The following is a 20,827-nucleotide window of genomic DNA, read 5'->3' as shown; positions in this document are numbered from 1 at the left end:
ACGTACGGTGTGAGGTGGGGGAAAAGTAAGTATCGTCACAGGTAATGCTGTCGAGAACACTTACCTATCACGCATACAATGCCTAAAGTAAAGCCTGGTTTTAAACCTTACTGGAATGAGATTATACGAGGACTTATTATCACCAAATAATGTACAAAATTCATAATGCAAAACTATAGAAAAAAGAATTCTATAGTAAGAACAGTCACTTAGTACGTTTAATACAAGTATACGCGCGGAATACTAGAAAAGGACTGGCTATAAAAGCCCGTCCTTTTTTATGTTATCAAACGATTATTTATTTAACCAAAATTAAAAACTGATATTATTTGGCGGTACATTGTCTCCTTTTTCCTCTTTCTTGAGCTCAGATTCTATGTATGAATCTTTAGAGGACTCTCCCATACGCCAATAAACAAGAAAGCTGATGGCAATACACCCTGCTACATAGAAAAAGAAAAGTGATTCATGGCCGATACTTTTCAGCCATAGGGCGATCAACTCTGCAGTACCTCCAAATATGGCAACTGTAAGTCCGTACGGTAACCCAACACCAAGAGCTCGAATTTCTGTTGGGAAAAGCTCAGCTTTTACAATAGCGTTAATCGATGTATAACCTGTTACAATGATAAGTCCAACTGTCATTAATAAAAAAGCCATGACTGGGCTGTGAGCTTGTTTCATAAAAAGAAACAGCGGTACTGTCAGCAATGTTCCTAAAATACCAAAGCTCATTAACAGAGGTCTGCGTCCAATTTTATCCGATAGCATACCTGCTATTGGCTGAATAACAACAAATACAAGCAGCGCACAGAAGTTAATCCAGCTTACGACTCCTTTATCTAGCCCTACACTGTTTACCATAAATTTTTGCAAATACGTCGTATACGTATAAAAAGCGACCGTTCCTCCTAATGTTAAGCCAATAACGGTCAACACTGCTTTAGGATGCTTCATAAGTGCTTTAATAGTTCCGGCATTTTCACGGCTTTCAGAGTCCATTTTAGAAAATTGCTCTGACTCATCCATTGTACGGCGCAGCCATAAAACGCTTAGCGCTCCGATGGCTCCAATGACAAAGGGAATACGCCAGCCCCATGAAATCATATCTGCTTCACTAAGAACGTTTTGCAGAATAATTTGAACACCTAATGCCACCAGCTGGCCAGCAACAAGCGTCACATACTGAAAGCTAGAATAAAATCCTCTTCGCCCGCTGCTTGCCATTTCAGAAAGGTAAGTTGCAGACGTTCCGTATTCTCCTCCTAAGGAAATTCCTTGCAGCAAACGCGCTAGTACTAGAATAATAGGAGATAATAATCCTATGGTGCCATAGTTAGGAGTACAGGCGATAATAAAGGAACCGCTCGCCATAATAGTAATAGATAAGGTAAGCGCAGCCCGACGACCATATCGATCCGCATAGCGTCCCATTAATAAACTACCGATTGGACGCATTAAGAAACCGACAGCAAAGATTGCCGCTGTGTTAAGCAGCTGACTTGTTGAATCACCTTCCGGGAAGAATTGCGATGAAAAATAGACGGCAAAAGCAGAGTAAACGTACCAATCGTACCATTCAATTAAATTCCCAACAGATCCTTTGAAAATATTACTTGTAACACGCCTGTTGTTTGCAGCTTCACTGGTATGAGCCATGATTGATCCCTCTTTTCTTTGAGTGTTTAATGTTGGTTCTCCTGTAACATGAAGTAGCAAGTAATTTACCAGCAAATTTTTTTAACAGCTAGACTGTATTGCTTTCTATAAAACCTGTTCAACCCATTACTTATATAATGAGAGCGCTTAAAAAAGGTTGGATCATTCATTTCAATATCATCTATAGATAATAAAATAAGCGGTTTTAAAAGCGGCTGCTGTCTATTACATATGTAGTGTTAATCCTCCCTTCTATTTATATATTGTACTATTGATTTATTAGAAAATATAATATTTTCTAATTATTTATACAAAAATTTTACAAAGTTTAGCTTTCTAATTTATATGACAAACAGAAAAAAAGCCATGTTCTTTAAGTGAGAACATGGTTAAGAAAATACTCTTTTCAACTTGTGAGTGTAAGCTGCTTACATTTACATAATATGTAGAATAAACATAACTTGTACTAAGCTCTAACCTAAATTTAAGGTAATTATTGAATTTTAATCTTATCCTCTATTATATATACAGTCATAGATGCTCTATAATTTTGTTGCATCGGCGACCTTAATTTGGCTCATTTAATTTTAAATTCACACAAAAAGCCTTCTATCCCGAGATATTTTTCACCTAAGCTTGTTGTTTGGAAACCAAACTATATAAAATAATGAATAAGAAGAAACACGGCTAGAACTGGAGTGGCAGCTAACATAAGGTTTATCGAATTTGTAATTCTCCACTTCTTGTCCGTTTTTGATTCCGTAGCCAGATTGGCTCTCATCCGATCGCCGCTTACAGCTGCTCCAGATATAATAATGGCTAGCCCTACTAGTATAATGAACACTGCCAAAAATACTGTTTCTGAATTTACGTTAGCTATTGTACATGCTACTAAAAGAACAAAAGATAAGACGAATCCACCAATAATGGATTTAATCATTTTGTTTTCCTCCTAATCCTTTTATAAAGTCCCTAAACATTAACTATATAATATCATTTTTTCTATATTTTTACTTTTATTTTCGTTATTTTAACAGGTGAAAAGACAGTAATTAAGGTAATTAAAAAAGCGAAACGCTCATGTCTGAGTACGTTTCGCTCAATGTAACTGCATTTCAACTATGTTTTGTGATGTCTGCCAAACCTATGCGAATTACTTTTGATAAGTCACTTAACGTTAACTGTATTTGGTGACCTACACGTCCACCTGAAAAGTAAATCGTTTCACAGTTTTCTGCTGTAGAGTCAATGAAGGTTTCGAACTGCTTTTTCATTCCGATAGGAGAACACCCTCCGTGAACATATCCTGTAAGAGGCAACAGTTCTTTTTGAGGAATCATTTCCAAAGACTTTTCACCAGCCGCTTTTGCCGCTTTCTTTAAATCAAGCTCCTTTTCAACCGGTATCATGAAGACATAATGTTCTTTTGATTTCCCTACGGTCACCAGTGTCTTAAAGACTTTAGCAAGGTCCTCTCCAAGCGAAGTAGCTACCTGTACCCCACTCAGCTTTTTAGTGTCATAAGAATAGTAGTTGTACTCAATTTTTTTCTGATCTAAAATTCGCATGACATTCGTTTTATCTGCTTTTTTACCCATAATTATCACCGATACTATCATAACACGTTTTGTTTTTATATCTCCATATATTAGGATAGGTAGGTTAGTAAGGATTATTCATATCTTTTATATAAAAATGAATCTAATACGCTGAATAATGACTTTTCACCACCCTTTAAATCCGCTATTTTCACACAAAAAAGCCACTAGAGGCACTAGTGACTTTTTCATTTCTATTTATTCAATTATGCTGCTGCATCAATACGTTTGTTTTCTCTATCGCCACAGCTTTTCACCTTAACTATAAAGATGACATTTTACTTTATGCTTGCTGTCAATCACTGTGTCTTCAGGTGTTTCTTTCATGCAGCGGTCAAATGCGAACGGGCATCTTTTATGAAACGCACAGCCTGAAGGTGGATTAAGAGGAGAAGGAATTTCACCTTTAACCTCAATTTTTTCGCGTTTTTCATGTTCGTGAATTGCCGGGACAGATGATAAAAGAAGTTTTGTGTAAGGATGACGAGGATTTGAAAAAATCTCATCTGTTGGCCCTTCTTCTACTAATCTGCCTAAATACATCACGCCAACGCGGTCTGCAATATGTCTTACGACGCTTAAATCGTGGGAGATAAAGAGATACGAAAGCTTCATTTCTCTTTGCAAACTGCGCAGTAAGTTTAAGATTTGTGCTTGAATGGATACGTCCAGTGCTGAAACCGGCTCATCACAAATGATAAGCTTTGGGTTTAAAATCAATGAACGCGCAATGCCTATGCGCTGGCGCTGACCGCCTGAAAATTCGTGCGGATAGCGGTTGTAATCTTCTTCGTTAAATCCAAGCTTTTTTAATAACTCAATGACAAGCTGCTTTCGTTCGCTTTTTACGCCTACATTATGAATTGTTAATGTTTCTTGAATGGAAGCACCAATTTTTTTTCTTGGATTAAGAGAAGTATGCGGATCTTGGAAAATCATTTGTAAATCTTTACGAATCGTTCGTAAGCGTGATGCTTTAGATTCGAAAATACTTTCTCCATTGAACTGTGCTTCTCCGCCCGTTGGTTCTACTAATTTTAAAAGCGTGCGCCCCGCTGTACTTTTCCCGCAGCCAGATTCGCCTACTAATCCGTACGTTTCGCCTTCATAAATATCAAAAGATACATCTTGAACTGCTTTGATTTGGCCTTTCGCTTTCCCTAAGGCAGAACGAACCGGATAATATTTTTGCAGGTTGCGAACTTCAAGCAAGGGCTTCACACTTTGCTGCTTTGCTTCACTAGACATACGCAACCTCTCCCTCTTGAATTTTTTCATAGTGCCAGCATCGAACGCGATGTGTATCATCGGCATGCTCTAAAACAGGTACTTCTTTATGGCATTTTTCCGTTGCAAACGGGCATCTTGGTGCAAAACGACAGCCGTCTGGCACGTTTGAAAGCGGCGGCACCGTTCCGGGAATGGACGAAAGCTCTTGTGTTCTGTCGCCATCTAAGTGAGGAACCGACTTAATTAAGCCCATTGTATAAGGATGAAGCGGCTTTGAAAACAGCGTTTTAACGTCCGTTTCTTCCATCACTTGTCCTAAATACATTACGGCTACTTTTGTACAAATATTAGCGACAACGCCTAAATCATGAGTGATGAAAAGCACTCCCATGTTGAGCTTTTCTTTTAAATCCATCATGAGGTCAAGAATTTGCGCTTGAATGGTTACGTCTAAAGCTGTTGTTGGCTCATCGGCAATAAGAAGCTTCGGCTCACAGGCTAAAGCCATCGCAATCATAATGCGCTGCCTCATTCCACCTGAAATTTCATGCGGATACTCTTTTGCTCGCTGTTCTGGAGACGGAATGCCTGTTAGTCTCAAAAGCTCTACGACTTTCTTTTGCGCTTCTTTTTTGGAGACTTTCTGATGCAGACGAATCACTTCAGCAATTTGTTTTCCAATGGGCATAACGGGATTTAATGACGACATTGGATCTTGGAAAATCATTGAGATTTTGTTTCCTCTTAGCTTTTGAATTTGCTTTGAAGACATCTCTAATAAGTTTTTTCCTTCAAACAAAATCTTGCCATCGTAGCTTGTTAGGTCTTCATCTAATAGCTGAAGAATAGATTCGGACGTTACGCTTTTTCCAGATCCTGATTCACCGACAATCCCTAATACTTCTCCTTTATTTAATTGAAGAGATACATTGTCAACAGCCGTTACTTCTCCGCTATACGTTGTAAAAGTTACTTGTAAGTCTTCTAATTTTAAAAGGGCGTTACTCAACGTTTTTTCCTCCTTTTCTTCAGCATTACGTTTTTCGGATTTAACCAATCGCGCAGACCGTCACCAAATAAATTAAGGCCAAGTACAATTAAAATGATGAATAAACCCGGAAACACGGTCATCCACCATGCGTTGTAAATCGCAAGCTTTCCGTCATACAGCATATTTCCTAAGCTCGGTGTCGGCGCAGGAATCCCTGCTCCTAAAAAGCTTAGCGAAGCCTCAGTTAAAATCGTTACGGCAAACACGTATGTTACTTGAACGATTAAAGGCGATAAGACGTTTGGTGCCATATGAAAACAAATGATTCGAAGTGAGCTTGCTCCTTGAGCTTTTAGCGCTTCAATAAACGTTTTTTCTTTTACAACAAGCGCAGCTGAACGAACAATTCTCGCAATCGAAGGGATAAATACAAGGCTCAGTGCGATAATAACGTTGCTTGTTTTAGGTCCTAAAGCAGACATAATGGCAATTGCTAGCAAAATAGATGGAAAAGCAAACAAGCCGTCACAAATTCTCATTAAAATATAATCAAGAATTTTATAATAAGAAGATAAAAGTCCAACGATTAAACCAAGTACAGTAGCAACAATCGTTACTGCGGCTCCAATCATTAATGATATTCTGACGCCGTACATTGTCCGGCTAAATACATCTCGTCCAAAGTTATCCGTTCCAAACCAGTGCGTGCTTGACGGCGGTGCTAATCGATTTGCAGGGTCGATTTGTAAGCTGCCAAAAGGAGAAATGAGCGGAGCAAAAACAGCAATCAAAATAGATAATAAAATAAGTATCGCTCCTCTTACTAGCAAACGATTTGAGAAAAAGCGCGCTACCGCTGGGTTTCTTTTTTTCTTTGCAGTTACTGAAATGGTCTCTGTATTTTGTTGTGCGTTCACATTCATCACCCTCCTTTAATCATGATAAGAATTGCGTACACGCGGGTCGATCACGGCATACAGCAAATCAACAACTAAATTGATGACCACATAAGCAACCGTAATTAAAAGTACGGCTCCTTGAATAAGCGCGTAATCCCGGCGTTCAATTGATGAAACAATCAGCTGACCTAGCCCTGGAATGTTAAATAATGATTCTGTTACCGCCGCTCCGGTCACAAGTCCCGCAAATGATTCTCCAATAACTGTTAAAATTGGTAAAAAACTCACGCGCAGCGTATGCTTGAGCATAATTGTGCGTTCATTTAATCCTTTTGCTTTTGCCGTTTTAACAAAGTTCTCAGAAATGGTATCGAGTAAAGATGAACGCGTCATACGCGTAATTAATGCAGCTTGAATCGCTCCAAGCGTAATCGTTGGTAAAACTAAGTACTTTAAATACTCAAATAATCCAGCGTTTAACGGAACGTATCCTGAAACAGGAAAAATTCGAAGCTGTACCGCAAAAAGCAAAATAAGGAATGAACCGAGAAGAAAGCTAGGAATGGAAATACCTAAAAGGCTGGCTCCCATAATGCTTTCATCACGAATCGTTCCTTTATGTTTAGCTGCATATATACCAAATAGTAAAGCAAATGCCACACCAAAAATTTGCGCGAGTATAGCTAGAGAAACCGTAGGACCTACATTATCCCAAATTGCCCCGAGCACAGGTTTATTTAAAAAGTAAGAATAGCCAAAATCTCCGTGAAAAATGTTAGATAGCCAGATAAAGTATTGATTAATAACAGGCTCATCCAATCCCATTTCTTTGCTCAGCGCTGCAATTTGTTCCGGACTTGCGCCTTGTCCAAAAATGATTGCTGCGGGACTCCCAGGCGTTAAGCGCGTAATTAAGAAGACAACAATAGATACAATGAATAAAACAGGAATTAGTGCAAAAAGTCTCTTAAGTGTATAAGCTCCCATCGTAAACTCCTTTCTAAAACAGAGAGCCATAAGCTCTCTGTTTATTAGGTTAATAAGATATTATTTTGTTAAACTCATATTGTAGAAAATTGGACCTAAATTATACTCATAGCCGTTTGCGTTGTTAGAAACGGCATTGATGTTCACTTTATGACCAATAAGCGTAAACGGCAGCTCGTCCCATACGTATTGTTGAATCGCATCAATGTCACCGCGAGCTTCTTTAACAGAAGGAGCAGCTTTAATTTTGTTTAAGTAGTCCATTGATTTTTCAACTGATGTACCTTTTGTAGTCCAGAATCCTTGGAAGATGGTAGAACGAGCGTTCCAGTCAACAGGATAGATGTCCCATTGGCTTGTATCACTCATTTTATCGCTGAACGTCGCCCAGTCGTATACTTCGAGTTTTACATTCATACCGATGTCTTTTAATTCTTGTTGAACCACAACAGCTGTATTGTATTGATCTTGGTAATCACGAGACGCCATTAAACGAATTTCTTCCCCGTTATAACCAGATTTCTTTAAATATTCTTTTGCCTTTTTCTTATCATGCTGGTTGTATTCTTCTTTTCCAGCTGTACTGTAGTAATTTGGATACTCTTTGTTCACAATGGATGAAGAAAGTTTGTAATAATCTGAGCTTCCGTAAGAACTGTCTAAGATATCTTTTGAGTTAAGAGCTGCGTTAACTGCTTTTCGTGCATTGATGTCTTTAAAGACGCCTTTATCTGCGTTGTAGAAAAGTCCCATAAATCCGCCTGGTGATGTTTCTACTTTTGCATTTTGGCTGCCTTCAACTTGTTTGGCATTATCACTTGATACAGATAGCGCAACGTCAAATTGTCCGGTTGTAATACCAGAAATCCTAGTTGACTCATCGCTTACGAAACTAATCTTAATTTCATCGACGTGAGGAGTTTTCTTAACTTCGCGGCCTTTCGAAGAATAATCTTTAAATTTCTCTAATAAAAGATATTGATTTTTCTTCCATTCTTTTACTTTATATGGACCTGTTCCTATGTAGTCTTTGATCCCTTCATCAGATGCATTATCAACCACTTCTTTTGGTAAAATAGCTGCTGCGGGGATTGGATCAGCTAATAAAGAAAGCGTGTTAACATTTGGTGATGGTAAATGAAGTTCTACCGTATAATCACCGGTTTTGGTCATTTCAGCACCAGAGAAGTTTGTTTTTCCAAGGGATGATAGCTTAATCCAGCGGTTAATAGAAGCGACAACGTCATCTGCAGTCATTTCTTTACCATTATGGAATTTAACCCCTTTTCTTAATTGGAACGTGTATGTTTTTTTATCATCGCTAATATCTACTTTAGACGCTAAGTCAGGCTTAGGATTTCCTTTGTCGTCTAAAATCATTAGTCCTTCGTAGATACTGCGCGTTGCGTCTTTCACATCTGAGTCCCCAGTAATTTGAGCATCTAGCGTTGCTGGCTCACTTTGAGATGCGACGTTTAGCGTTCCGCCTTCTTTTCCTTCTTTTTCACTTGAAGTATTTTTACTTGCGTTACCACTGCATCCTGCTACTATGAGGACAATGGTTAAAAGAGAGATGAAAAGTAAATAAGTCCTTTTCACTAAAATCACTCCTATTTCCTTGTATAAAATTTTAATCCGACTATAATAAGAAGAATAGTAGGAATGTGAACAATTGTAGCACTACCTTCTACCTTTGGCAATTAGTATTTTTGACACACAGAGGCTATTATACCATTTTCTATTAAATAAATATGGTATATATGTATAATAGTTGAATAAAATAACCATTTATTTCTTATAGAGCAAGCGGTTGAGAACACTTTATCAGCGCATTACAAAAGAAAAAACATTTCAAGAAATGGTAATTTAACAAAAAAGGAGAAAACAACAGTGGGATTTTTAATTGGTATATCAGGAAGCATTATTGTGGATCAAGGAGGACGCTTTCCAGGCTATAAGCGAGCGTATGTGAATAACGACTATATCGAATCAACAGCGCTCAGCGGCGGAGTTCCTTTCATCTTGCCAGTGCTAAAAAACGAAGAAATGATTAAAGCGCAGGCAGAAAGTATAGACGGGTTGATTTTATCAGGTGGACAAGACGTTAATCCCCTTTTATACGGAGAAGAACCGACAACCAAAACGGGTTCACCTTTTTTAGCACGAGATCAGTCTGAACAGCTATTGTTAAAGCATGTGATCGATCAAGGAAAGCCCATGTTAGCGATTTGCCGCGGCTTACAAATTTTAAACGTTGCTTACGGCGGCACTCTTTATCAAGATATGTCAGACATTAAAGAGTCATTTATCAAACATGATCAATACAACAATACAAGCGACCCTTCTCATTCCATCATGATTAAAGACGGAACACGCCTGCATGACCTTTACGGTAATCAAGCTCTTATTAATTCATTTCACCATCAAGCTATTAAAGACGTAGCGCCAGGTTTTGAAGTTTCTGCATGGGCAAAAGATGGAGTTATTGAAGCCATTGAAAAACAAGGAGAGCAATTTGTAGTCGGCGTCCAGTGGCATCCAGAAATGATGGCAAAAGAACATACTTCAATGCTAAACTTGTTCAAACTGTTTATGGAGCATGTGCAGCAGTCGGCTGTAAAGAAAGTCAGCATTTGACGTTTTAATCCACTGCGTCACCAATACAAAAAGGCAGGCCATTATAACGGCCTGCCTTTTTGTATTGACTGAAGATACGTATAGGAATCTACACAAATTTTCATCTATTAATAAAGAAGAAAAACAGCGCAAGCATCTTTAGCTTTTACAATATTTCAATATACCCTTCTGTTCCATGTACGCGAATTCGCTGTCCGTCTTTTATCAGCCGAGTAGCATTCTCTACTCCAACAACCGCTGGCAATCCGTATTCACGTGCAATGACTGCCCCATGAGTCATCAGTCCGCCAACTTCCGTAACAAGCCCCTTTATCCCTACAAATAACGGGGTCCAGCTAGGGTCAGTAAAGGAAGTGACTAATATATCTCCCTCTGATAGATTCGCATTTTCCATGTTTAAAATGACGCGCGCGCGCCCTTCTATCACTCCTGCCGAAACCGGTAAACCTACAATTGCCTGGGACGGAAGATTTTCTCGTTTGTAGGCACCTGTAACAATTTCGCCATGAGACGTGATTACACGCGGAGGTGTTAGCTTTTTGTATAATCGGTATTCTTCTTTTCGTTTGGTGATGATTTGATCATTCACTTTATGTGTGCGCACGACTTCTTGAAGTTCTTCAAACGTCAGATAGTATATATCTTCTGTTTCAGAAATAACGCCCGCTTTTACAAGCTGCGTCGCTTCTTTCAAAAGAGCCTGTTTATAAACAAAATAACGGCTAATCATGCCGTATTTGGGATATTCACGATAACCGATAAAATTTCGGAGGAGATCAATTCTTTCTTTTGTTTTTTTTGCTTTTTGTTCACCATCCGGCAAATGCTTCAAGCGGTTTAACAGCTCTTGCTCTTTTTTCAAGGCTTCCTGCAGGCCTTTTTCAAATTTTTGTTGGCTGGCATTAGGTTTAAAGTTTTTAATATTACCAAGAATCACAGGGATAAGTGCAGCCGGTTTTTCGCTCCAGCGAGTTTTCGTAATATCGATTTCTCCGGGACATCGCATTCCGTATTTGCTGAGATACTCATAGATAGCGCCTTTGGTTTCCAGTCCACCTTCAAACTTAACCAGGTTCTCCAAAAAGTTATCATCTTTTACATACTGTAAATAATGGATGACTTCTGGATAAGGACGAATCACATCTGCGACATCCAATAGCGCCAGACCCATTTCTGAAGTAATATTGTTTGGCACAGATTGAGAAAGCGCGTCTGCTGCGTTTTTTTCATTTAGCCACGCCTCCATTTTTTCATTGATCCATGATGAAGCATCCATAGCGGCCATAAACACAGCTGTACTTTGTGGGTCAAATAAAATCTTCTTTAATGTCCCGATATCTTCTGAAATAAAATCGACTAATTCCAACCCTGATTTCGTCTGGATGGTTTGTTTTAGCTCTTCTATTGATGCTTGATTCTTCTTGATCAAGTCAGAAACGATTGTCGAGTCGTTTTCGATTTGTGCCTTAGGCTTCGTAGGCGGCACGCTTTTATTGCTTTTACCAGAACTTTGATCATTTGGTAAAGGTTTTATAAAGTCTCCTCGTTCTATTATGCTTGTAAGTGCGTCTTTCATGAGCGGATCATGCTGTCCCATGGCGCCTAACATCATTTTTCTGCTGTCAGGGGAAGCGAGCATATTCGTGACATCAACAAACAGCCTTCCACCGGCTGTACGCATCGGTGCATTAGTCGTTAACAGAAAAAAAGACAATCCCAGTGGTTTCATGGTATCGGTCATCATTTGCTGGTGTCCAACAGATACATAAACGCGATTTTCCTGATCATGCGCTTCAGGAATTGGATATAAAGTAGTAATTGGACGACTTTGGACAATATAAAATCTATCATCAGCCAAGCACCATTCAATATCTTGAGGACAATCAAAATAAGCTTCAAGCTGTCTTCCAACGCGTGCTAGATGTAAAATTTGAGGTTCAGTGAGCGCTTGCGTTTTTTGCAGGTCAGAAGGAACTTCCTTGGTTTCTGTTCCGCCTTCTTTTAATCCATAGATAGCTAACTTTTTAGCTGCTATTTTTTTATCGACGATTTCGCCTTCTTTTACTTTATAGCAATCGGCAGAGACTAAACCAGACACCAGCGCTTCTCCAAGTCCAAATCCCGCATCGATTGATAACAGCTTTCGGTTAGAAGTAATTGGGTCAGCGGTAAATAAAATACCTGAAGCCTGAGGAAAAACCATTCGTTGAACAATAACCGATACGTACACTTGACTATGGTCAAATCCATTTTTAATACGGTAGGTTACCGCGCGATTTGTAAACAGGGAAGCCCAGCATTTGCTAATGTGCTCAAGGATGGCTTCTTTGCCTCTGATGTTTAAATAGGTGTCATGCTGACCAGCAAAAGAAGCATGTGGCAAATCTTCAGCAGTCGCACTTGAACGAACGGCATAAGCATGCTCTTCCCCAAACTGAGAGAGAGAATGAATAACTGCTTTTACAACGTCAGAAGGAATTTTTATTTCCAGAATGATTTGGCGAATTTTTTCGCTGATTTCACCAATTTGATCTCGGTCATCAGCTTTTAGCATCGTCAGCTGGTTCAGTAACGCTTGAAATGTTTCATTTTGTTCAAGGGCTTTTTGATACCCGGCCGCTGTCACACAAAATCCTTCGGGTACTTGTATTCCTTGAATTTTTGATAACGCGCCTAAATTTAAGGCTTTTCCTCCAACAAGTGAAAGCTGTGTATCTTTTATTTCTTGAAAGCTAAGAACTAAAGAGTTCATTCAACATCTCTCCTAACCGGTAATGTTTTATTGATTTTACCAGCAGTAAATGAGAATAAACAGTCTATATCGACGTTTTTTTATGTGGTATAATTAAAGTAGGAAGAGAAATACCTACCTTTTTGTTTGCGTTTACATATTTAAAAGTTGTATAACTAACTTACTTGATTCGTATCCTTTTTAAAGCAGGTAAGTACACGTTTTAAAGATTTGTTGTTCTTCCTCATTTAGCACTTTCTTTTTAGAGGATAAAATTTCAGCAGCTCTCCTTATTTTAACCCTTCTTTCATTTGGTCACCTGAAGAGTCTAGCTCATTAGATGATTAACTCTCTTTTTTTGAACTATTCCGAAACCATAGTATTACGAATGTATCTCTTCGCTCGTTTTCGAGCAAGTGTATAAACAATCACCTGCAGCACAAGCGCCGTAAGACTTATCAGTACTACCTGTTCGACAGAATTAAAGGGCGAAAAATATTTCTCCCATTTAGAATCAGGAAGCCTTAATGCGTTATAAAAATATGAAGTGCTAAAAGAAATTATATTTCCTAAAATAAGTGATAAATCCGCTCTAATAAGCCCACTTAGATAAGACAGTGCTAGTGTAACTATGGCCATGATTATATAGCTTACCTTTGAATCATCCTCAAAATCTTTTCGCATAGATAAATAAACATATGGAATGCAGTAAATGGTAAAAATTATAAAAGGAAGTAGTCTTCTCATATAGTAATCTCTCCAATAGTTAGGATTCGACATAGTTCTCTATTATTATAAATTACCGAAGAGAATTTTTTCCAGTTTTTTGTACGCAGAGAGTGTAGAAATACTTATATGTATCATGATCGTTTGTAGAATCATTCCTTAGGGCAAAGTAAAAAAGCACGCTTATGAGTGCTTTTTTACAGCATATTTATTTAAACAGGACGTGTGTTTCAATCGAATATTTTTCATTTACTGGTAAATATTACTTCTTTATTTTTCTCCTAAAATGGCTACAGGGCTAAATACCTCGTAATGAATACGTTCGTTTGGTATATCCCATCTATGTAGTGCTTTAAGAATAGCTTCCATAAACGGAATCGATCCGCAGAAATAAAAGACAGCTTCTTTTGAAGGAACAACGGATTGTAACAATTCTAAATCAATATAACCCTCTTTATCAAAATCAGTACCAAGGTGATCCCCTTCATTAGGCGAACTATAACAGATGAAGGAGGTAACATTTTCGCTATTTCTATTTAGTTGAGCCACATGTTCTTTAAAAGCATGCGTTTTCCCATTAATACTTGCATGAAGAAAGGTAACCTTACGTGTAGGTTGTTTTTCTACAATGGTATTCAGCATACTAAGCAAAGGTGTAATACCTATACCTCCACTAATTAGCACAACGGGAAGTTCACTGTGATCAAGTACAAAATCTCCAGCGGGAGCTGAGAACTTAAGAATATCTCCTGTCTGAACTTGTTTATGTAAATAGTTTGACACGATTCCTGCTGGCGCACCGTCATGCGCATCTTCTCGTTTTACACTGATTCGATAATAATCCTTTCCAGGGGCTTCAGAAAGACTATAGTGGCGAATATGCGTGTATTTCTCTCCCGGAACATTTGCTGCTAATGTAAGGTATTGTCCTGCTTTATAAGAGGCAATTTCTTTCTCATTTTTAGCTTTTAAATAAAAAGACGTTACATTATCACTTTCTTCTACTTTCTTATCTATATAAAAGCTTTGATATCCTTCCCAACCTCCAGGTTGACTCTCTGTCTCTTCGTAGAGAGCTTCTTCTAGCTCAATAAAAGCATTGGCAATATATCCGTACGCTTTTCCCCATGCTTCAATAATCTCACCTGAAGCTGTATCTCCCAAAACATCCTTTACTGCTTGGAGTAACGTTTCACCAACGACTGGATATTGTTCTGCCTTTACCCCTATCGCACGATGCTTTTGTGAAATTCGTTCAATTACAGGTTTAATGGCTTCTAAGTTTGTAATATGTTCCCCAGCAGCATACACGGCATAGCCTAATGCTTCCTGTTGAATTCCTCTTTTTTGATTTGTTTGATTGAACATATTATACAAATCCGGCGCTTTTTCAAATAACAATTCATAAAATCTCTTTCCTATTTGTTTACTATGTTCTTTTAAAACTGGCACTGTTGATTGGACAATTTCAATCGTTTTAGAATCAAGCATATAACATCCACCTTTTAAGAATTTTTCATATGTATTAATCTTTTTCAATACTACAATTTAATATGGCTAAATTTGGATTATCCTATACGGGAATGAAAATACTAACTCTAGTTAACGTAATGAATAGGTTCTTTAAGAAACAAAAGAACAATCTCCCCTTTTTGTACATCATATTTTCTGTGGTTAAATAAACTAATAAAAATTTGTTGAATTAGAATTAAATTAGAAAGGTGAATGTCTCTATGACCAACACTTTAAGATATACCTCATTTATACATTATTGGCATGCTTTTGATCATTGTAGCCATATACTATTCAATTGTTAGCAGTATTCAACGATAAAAGAACGCAAAGGATATGAATGCCTTTGCGCCTTCGTATATCGGCAATACAGAAATCGATTCCTACCATCAGTCCCTTCCTTCCTCTACATTCTTTCTAAGTTTAATAGGTACTAAAAAAGAGGACAGTTAGGTATATACTAAACTACTATCTGTCCTCTTCTAGCCGTACTTTTATCAAAATCTTTTAACGAAGCAATAATTAAGCAACATCTTCTACAAACTCTTCTAGAGAATCATACATTTCTAAAGCTTCCCATTCGCCCATGCCATGTTCAGCTGTAAAAACTGGATAATCTTCATTCCCTATGTCGATAAAGAGCGGGTCACCGCCTATTTCTTCATCATAACCTATAACAAACCAGTTTTCTTGCCAATCTCCTTCTTGATTTCCTATAAGAGAATTGGCTTCTAAATCTTCTCTGTAGCCTAATTGTCCATCAAGAAACTCGCTTTTTAGGTAGATATAATAAGGAGTAGAAAGAATTTCTCCCACTTCATCTTCAAATTCTACTTTCACCGACGTACCTGGAAGTGCTTTGAGAATTTTATAGATTTTCTCTATATCAGGTTTTATCATTTACTTCTCCCCTTTAATGATCTGTATGATTTATCGTGGCTATTACCCATTCTTCTAAGCTGTCGGCTATTACTTCACGCTGTTCCCAATCGTGCCAAAAGGTGATAATTTGGCCAATTCTCCCTTCTTTATCAGGATCCAAGTCTATACAAATATCATCTCCTCCCCCATTCGTGGCAATCGAAATCCAACGTGGGTTCCACCAAAATTCTCTTTTTACTGGTCCAATAGGTTCAATTTCTGGAAAATCTTCAAATTCTCCTCCGTCTAAAAGTTCTTTTAATGTTTGCCACGTATACAGAATCTCCTCTAAAGGTAGTAGCGTATAATTATCGATAGCTGCTATATATTCATCACGCTGTCCATTATGTATCATTAACCAGTCTTTAAGGTTTTTGGGGAATGTTAGTCCCATCTTTTGTTCAACCTCTGCAATTTCTAATTCAGAAGCTGCTTCATTAAGCGTTCCTGCTGCTTCTGGTCGATTTATTTTTAACCACTGCTCAAACTCAGTCCAAACCTGCTTCATATTAGGAGCCTCCTTATATAACATCTTTAAATGAATCTATGAAAAATGATTAAATACTTTTTAAGCTTATACTAATTATGTATGGAAATCTTATGTAAATAAACTGTTTTATTATTTTCTACTACACGAAACGAACATCAATTAGCTCGCTTAACCTCATTTTTTCCGTTTGCTTACATCCTTCATCTATAAATACAAATAAACCTCCAAGGGAATCTACAAATTGAATAACTCCTGTTTCCGTTATACATTGCCCGTGCTTGTAATACGTAAGGTATACTTTTTTATGTGTATGGAGCGCTTCGATCAAGGTAAAATTAATTTGTTCCATTTGATCTTCTGTTAAAAAAGGTTGAGGTATTTCTGACTGCTTTTTTATAACTTCTTGTAATCCTCTGTATTGCTCTGGCATAGTTGCAAATGGTCGCCACTTTTTCATTCCTCTGTTTTGCATATCATCTTCCTCCTTTATGCTTTATGACCTCCTAAAAGGCCGTTTCGATAACGAGCTGTTGAATGCTTGAGATGGCTTGAAGCTCGCAAAACGCTATTCTTCCCATAACGCATCTGTATTTCATCAATTGTTTTAGCAAGTGCATGGGCTCTTTCCCGCTGGTCAATATCTTCAAATAAACTCATTTGCTCTTCTTCTTGAATACTGGTGTTCGATAAAGAACTTCCAATCGATCGAATGGGCATTCCGCTATCAAACGTGTGTAGTATGGTTAAACAATAAGGAAAGATATCTTGACTTAGGTTCGAAGCCCGCCCCATTTTCTTTTGTCTTGAGAAGCCGCCACCTGTTTGTTTGCTGTAGCCAATGGATAAATGAATAGTTTGTGCCACGACTTGATGCATACGTAAACGAAAGCACACATCATCTAACAGCTCTAATAGCAGCAATTCCACTTCTTTTCGATTTATATAGTCTCGAAACAGAATTTGACTCTTCCCGAATGATCGAGAGCTCGGAATATACACGTCAGAAATGCGGCTAAAATCAATTCCGTTTGCATGTTGGTGGATTTCTTCTCCCAAGACACCAAATTCTTTACGTAACATCTCTACAGAAGAAAGAGCGAGTTCTTTAATGGAGTGAATGCCCAAACGATTTAAGCGTCTTTCCGTAGCGGATGAGATTCCCCAGAAATCTTTCATTGGGTGAATCGACCATAATTTAAAAGGAATATCTTCGTATCGCCAATAAGCTACCCCTGTTGGGCTATTCTTGGCCTCATGATCTAAGCTCACCTTAGCCAGCAAGAGATTCGGACCGATTCCTGCGGTGGCTGTAAGCCGTGTTTTACGATAAATCTCGTTGATGATTTTACGGGCTAATTCTTCTGGTGTACGAGCGAATAAATGTAAAGAAGTTGTCGCATCAATAAACAACTCATCAACGCTATATGCATGGAAATCTTCAGGAGAGACATACTGTAACACTAAACTAGAAATATAGTTCGAGGCCTTGACATACCTTTCCATGGATGGGTTTACGACATGGATATCTTTCCTTCTAGGAATGTCGAAAAGACGGCTGCCTGTTTTGATCCCTTCTTTCTTTAATAAGGGTGTGGCAGCTAACACAACTGATCCCGACCTCTTTGTATCTCCTACAACTGCCAACTTTGTTTTTAATGGATCTAGCCTACGTATCACGCATGAAACAGAAGCAAAGAATGCTTTCATATCAATACAAATAATGACTCTGTTTGGTAGATATTCATAATCCATTGGAATAACTCCTCAAATAAAGAACGTTTGTTCTCTATTATATACGAACAAACGTTCTTTATTCAATAAAAACTCTAAATTTTTCCCGATTATTGTTACTATAATAAGAGAAAAGAGCATCACATATAAACGGGAAGAACGGAGGGGTGACCTATGAATAGAAAAATGCCTAATTATATTATCTTTTTATCATGGTTTTTGTTTTTAGTTCTTTTATGGATTATCTTCTCATTTTTTAAAGGTGAAAATGGACAGTGGTGGTCTATGTATCGTTTAAATATAAAAAAATATGGTCCTTGGGCTTTAGAGGTTTCTTACATAAAAATTAGTTTTGCTGCTTTTATCTCTTTATTAATAGCTTATATGATGAGTTTTGGCTTCAAAAAGAAAAGATAAAAAGACCTTAATTAATTTGTTAATAAGGTCTTTTCAGTATATATAAAATTTATGACATATTTTAAAAAAGAAAAAATGATCATTATTACTTATCCTCTGACTGCTTGAATGGAGTACCATAAGATAATCATTCAAAGGAAACAGAAACGTTTGTGATTCTAGACAGTGATTTTACATTAGAAAAGTACTTTGTCTAGAGATAAGCTGTTGATTGTCAAATTACTAGTTCAGGAGATAAAAGTAAGCGTTCTTTATAAGACTTAGAATGCTCCATTTCTTGAAGCAATAAATCAACTACTTTTTCCTTTCAGGTGTTTAGCTAATATTAAAAAGTTTTATAAGTTTCGTAGTACTATATTTCCAAACTTCCTTGCATATCATTCAATCAAATTAATTAAAAGGATAATATACGCGATTTGAAGATGATTTATAATTTTTTTAAAAAAATACCGTTATTAACTCACTTAACGTACGCATTTTGAATAAAAATCTGGATTTTTAATATTATTTTTATTTTAATAATGGATAATGAACGGAAAATTGATAATTTTTTAAATTTTATTAAAAAAGTTTATTTTTTATATTGAAATATGTAATTTGACTGTTTATAATACAAAAAAGATAAGTTATTTGTAATTTAAATTGTCTGAAAATTTAATTTTTTATGAAGAATATTTTTAATGGGGGTTTCACCGTGTCAAACAAAGTACCGTTTTCTTTTATAGTAATCATTGGTTTAATGTTATTTGCATTATTTTTTGGAGCTGGAAATTTAATATTCCCTGCCATGCTTGGTCAGTCAGCGGGAGCAAATATCTGGTCAGCAAATGCGGGTTTTTTAGTTACTGGAGTAGGCTTGCCTTTACTTGGTGTACTAGCTTTTGGGTTCTCTGGAAAAGAAGATTTACAATCATTAGCAAGTCGCGTACATCCTATCTTTGGTTTAGTATTTACAACTGTTCTTTATCTAGCCATTGGACCTTTATTTGCTATCCCACGAACAGGTAACGTCTCTTTTGAAATCGGGCTTAAACCTTTCATTTCTGAAGGCTCTAGTTCTATAGCTTTACTCGTGTTTACTATTATATTTTTCACTATTACATGCTTTTTTTCTCTCAATCCGGCGAAAATTGTCGATATTGTCGGAAAATTCTTAACACCAATTAAATTAACATTTATCGGAATTCTAGTTCTAGTAGCTTTTATTCATCCTATTGGAAAATTTCAAGCACCTACAGAAAAATATGTAACAAACTCTTTTTTCAATGGGTTCCAAGAAGGATACCTAACAATGGATACTCTTGCATCTTTCGTTTTCGGAATCATTATTATCAATGCAATTAAAGAAAAAGGCGCTAAAACAAAGAAGCAAATTATAACTGTTTGCCTAAAAGCTACAGGAATTGCTGCTATTATTCTTGCAACCATCTATTCTGCTCTTTCATACATGGGCGCTTCAAGTGTGGAAAAGCTTGGACATTTAGATAATGGTGGTACGGTGTTAGCGAAAGTTTCTGATTATTATTTTGGAGAATATGGAGGTTTACTATTAGGCTTAATGATCACAGTAGCTTGTCTGACAACTAGCGTAGGGCTTATTACTTCATGCTCTTCTTATTTCCATAAATTATTACCTTCTATTTCTTATAAGAAAATTGCGATTAGCTTATCCGTGTTTAGCGCAATCATCGCAAATGTTGGATTAAATCATTTAATTTCTTTTTCAGTACCTGTTTTAACAGTGCTCTATCCATTAGCAATTGTTCTAATCTTTTTGACTTTCCTTCATTCTTTATTTAAAGGATGTGCTGAGGTATACCAAGGTAGCCTATTCTTAACATTTATTGTAAGTCTGGTAGATGGATTAAATGATTTTGGCTTACACATCCCTGGTATTGACCAATTATTTACTTACTATCTTCCTCTTTATCATATTGGATTAGGTTGGATATTCCCTGCAATTATTGGAGGTCTTGCAGGTTATGGAGTTAACTTATTTAAAAATAAAGAGCAATTTACTTCTAAATCAACAAGGTTAAATAAATAATAATTTTACTTTAATTATCTTAAATAAAGCAAATACAAAAAGAGTCTTTACTTTTTATAAGTTAAAGACTCTTCTTATGAGTTTCCTATATATTTAGATGATGCTCCTTCTTTTGTACTTTTATAATTAAGTTAAATTAATATTTATATTATTACGAAAATAAGTTCGTTAAAGTTGGATTTGAGTCAATAATTTGGACACAAAAAAGTTAAGTCTTAAGCTGTTTTTTTTATTTGATCCTCAATTGCTTG

General features: G+C 37.0%; 17 protein-coding genes. 3 read left to right on the top strand and 14 right to left on the bottom strand.

From position 1 onward, the window contains the following. Positions 1–312: 312 nt before the first annotated feature. From ACFX4E_RS27755 to ACFX4E_RS27720, 8 genes are all read right to left on the bottom strand, one after another. The gene (locus tag ACFX4E_RS27755) at positions 313–1,659 is read right to left on the bottom strand and encodes an MFS transporter (protein ID WP_377259862.1); all 1,347 of its coding nucleotides are present in this window, start codon (positions 1,657–1,659) and stop codon (positions 313–315) included. 655 nt (positions 1,660–2,314) lie between these two features. Beyond that, positions 2,315–2,599, bottom strand: coding sequence for a DUF5316 family protein (locus ACFX4E_RS27750; RefSeq protein ID WP_028408906.1), 285 nt, complete (start codon positions 2,597–2,599; stop codon positions 2,315–2,317). 175 nt (positions 2,600–2,774) lie between these two features. Beyond that, positions 2,775–3,257, bottom strand: coding sequence for a Cys-tRNA(Pro) deacylase (gene ybaK, locus ACFX4E_RS27745; RefSeq protein WP_028408907.1), 483 nt, complete (start codon positions 3,255–3,257; stop codon positions 2,775–2,777). A 258-nt stretch (positions 3,258–3,515) separates the two neighbouring features. Beyond that, on the bottom strand, positions 3,516–4,505 hold the full coding sequence (locus ACFX4E_RS27740) for an ABC transporter ATP-binding protein (RefSeq protein WP_028408908.1): 990 nt from the start codon (positions 4,503–4,505) through the stop codon (positions 3,516–3,518). After that, a complete protein-coding gene (locus ACFX4E_RS27735) occupies positions 4,498–5,496 on the bottom strand; it encodes an ABC transporter ATP-binding protein (RefSeq protein WP_377259859.1) in 999 nt (332 codons plus the stop codon). Before ACFX4E_RS27735 ends, ACFX4E_RS27740 begins: the two co-directional genes overlap by 8 nt. Next, positions 5,493–6,401: an ABC transporter permease gene (locus ACFX4E_RS27730; protein ID WP_098432622.1), complete on the bottom strand. Its 909-nt coding sequence runs from the start codon at positions 6,399–6,401 to the stop codon at positions 5,493–5,495. The genes ACFX4E_RS27735 and ACFX4E_RS27730 overlap by 4 nt, the downstream gene beginning before the upstream one ends. A 9-nt stretch (positions 6,402–6,410) precedes the next feature. Beyond that, positions 6,411–7,364 (bottom strand): ABC transporter permease, encoded by a 954-nt coding sequence (locus ACFX4E_RS27725; RefSeq protein WP_377259856.1) that lies wholly within the window; start codon positions 7,362–7,364, stop codon positions 6,411–6,413. A 60-nt stretch (positions 7,365–7,424) separates the two neighbouring features. Continuing rightward, positions 7,425–8,963, bottom strand: a complete 1,539-nt coding sequence (locus tag ACFX4E_RS27720) for an ABC transporter substrate-binding protein (RefSeq protein ID WP_377259852.1) — start codon at positions 8,961–8,963, stop codon at positions 7,425–7,427. A 291-nt stretch (positions 8,964–9,254) separates the two neighbouring features. Between ACFX4E_RS27720 and ACFX4E_RS27715 the strand changes: the two genes are divergently transcribed. After that, a complete protein-coding gene (locus ACFX4E_RS27715; RefSeq protein ID WP_377259849.1) occupies positions 9,255–10,001 on the top strand; it encodes a gamma-glutamyl-gamma-aminobutyrate hydrolase family protein in 747 nt (248 codons plus the stop codon). A gap of 145 nt (positions 10,002–10,146) precedes the next feature. Here the strand turns inward: ACFX4E_RS27715 and ppsA are convergent, their stop codons facing one another. The 6 genes from ppsA to ACFX4E_RS27685 form a co-directional block, all read right to left on the bottom strand. Next, positions 10,147–12,753: a phosphoenolpyruvate synthase gene (ppsA, locus tag ACFX4E_RS27710; RefSeq protein WP_377259846.1), complete on the bottom strand. Its 2,607-nt coding sequence runs from the start codon at positions 12,751–12,753 to the stop codon at positions 10,147–10,149. A 975-nt stretch (positions 12,754–13,728) separates the two neighbouring features. Then, positions 13,729–14,949, bottom strand: a complete 1,221-nt coding sequence (gene hmpA / locus ACFX4E_RS27705) for an NO-inducible flavohemoprotein (protein WP_377259844.1) — start codon at positions 14,947–14,949, stop codon at positions 13,729–13,731. Between the two features lie 543 nt (positions 14,950–15,492). Beyond that, positions 15,493–15,870, bottom strand: a complete 378-nt coding sequence (locus tag ACFX4E_RS27700) for an SMI1/KNR4 family protein (protein ID WP_377259841.1) — start codon at positions 15,868–15,870, stop codon at positions 15,493–15,495. 13 nt (positions 15,871–15,883) lie between these two features. Next, positions 15,884–16,399 (bottom strand): SMI1/KNR4 family protein, encoded by a 516-nt coding sequence (locus ACFX4E_RS27695; protein ID WP_098249971.1) that lies wholly within the window; start codon positions 16,397–16,399, stop codon positions 15,884–15,886. Between the two features lie 121 nt (positions 16,400–16,520). Beyond that, a complete protein-coding gene (locus ACFX4E_RS27690; protein WP_028408921.1) occupies positions 16,521–16,853 on the bottom strand; it encodes a YolD-like family protein in 333 nt (110 codons plus the stop codon). A 14-nt stretch (positions 16,854–16,867) separates the two neighbouring features. Continuing rightward, the gene (locus ACFX4E_RS27685; protein ID WP_377259838.1) at positions 16,868–18,133 is read right to left on the bottom strand and encodes a Y-family DNA polymerase; all 1,266 of its coding nucleotides are present in this window, start codon (positions 18,131–18,133) and stop codon (positions 16,868–16,870) included. A 153-nt stretch (positions 18,134–18,286) separates the two neighbouring features. On the opposite strand from ACFX4E_RS27685, the gene ACFX4E_RS27680 reads away from it, so the two are divergent. Further along, positions 18,287–18,529 (top strand): hypothetical protein, encoded by a 243-nt coding sequence (locus ACFX4E_RS27680; protein WP_028408923.1) that lies wholly within the window; start codon positions 18,287–18,289, stop codon positions 18,527–18,529. Between the two features lie 694 nt (positions 18,530–19,223). Beyond that, positions 19,224–20,576 carry a branched-chain amino acid transport system II carrier protein gene (gene brnQ / locus ACFX4E_RS27675; protein ID WP_114324498.1) on the top strand — a complete coding sequence of 451 codons (1,353 nt, stop codon included), beginning with the start codon at positions 19,224–19,226 and terminating at the stop codon, positions 20,574–20,576. Positions 20,577–20,827: the final 251 nt, after the last annotated feature.

It is taken from the genome of Priestia sp. YIM B13491, assembly GCF_042787605.1.
GTDB classification, from domain to species: Bacteria; Bacillota; Bacilli; order Bacillales; family Bacillaceae_H; genus Priestia; species Priestia megaterium_E.
The sequence above is the reverse complement of the archived record's forward strand: the minus strand, read 5'-3'. Positions and strand labels throughout refer to the sequence as shown.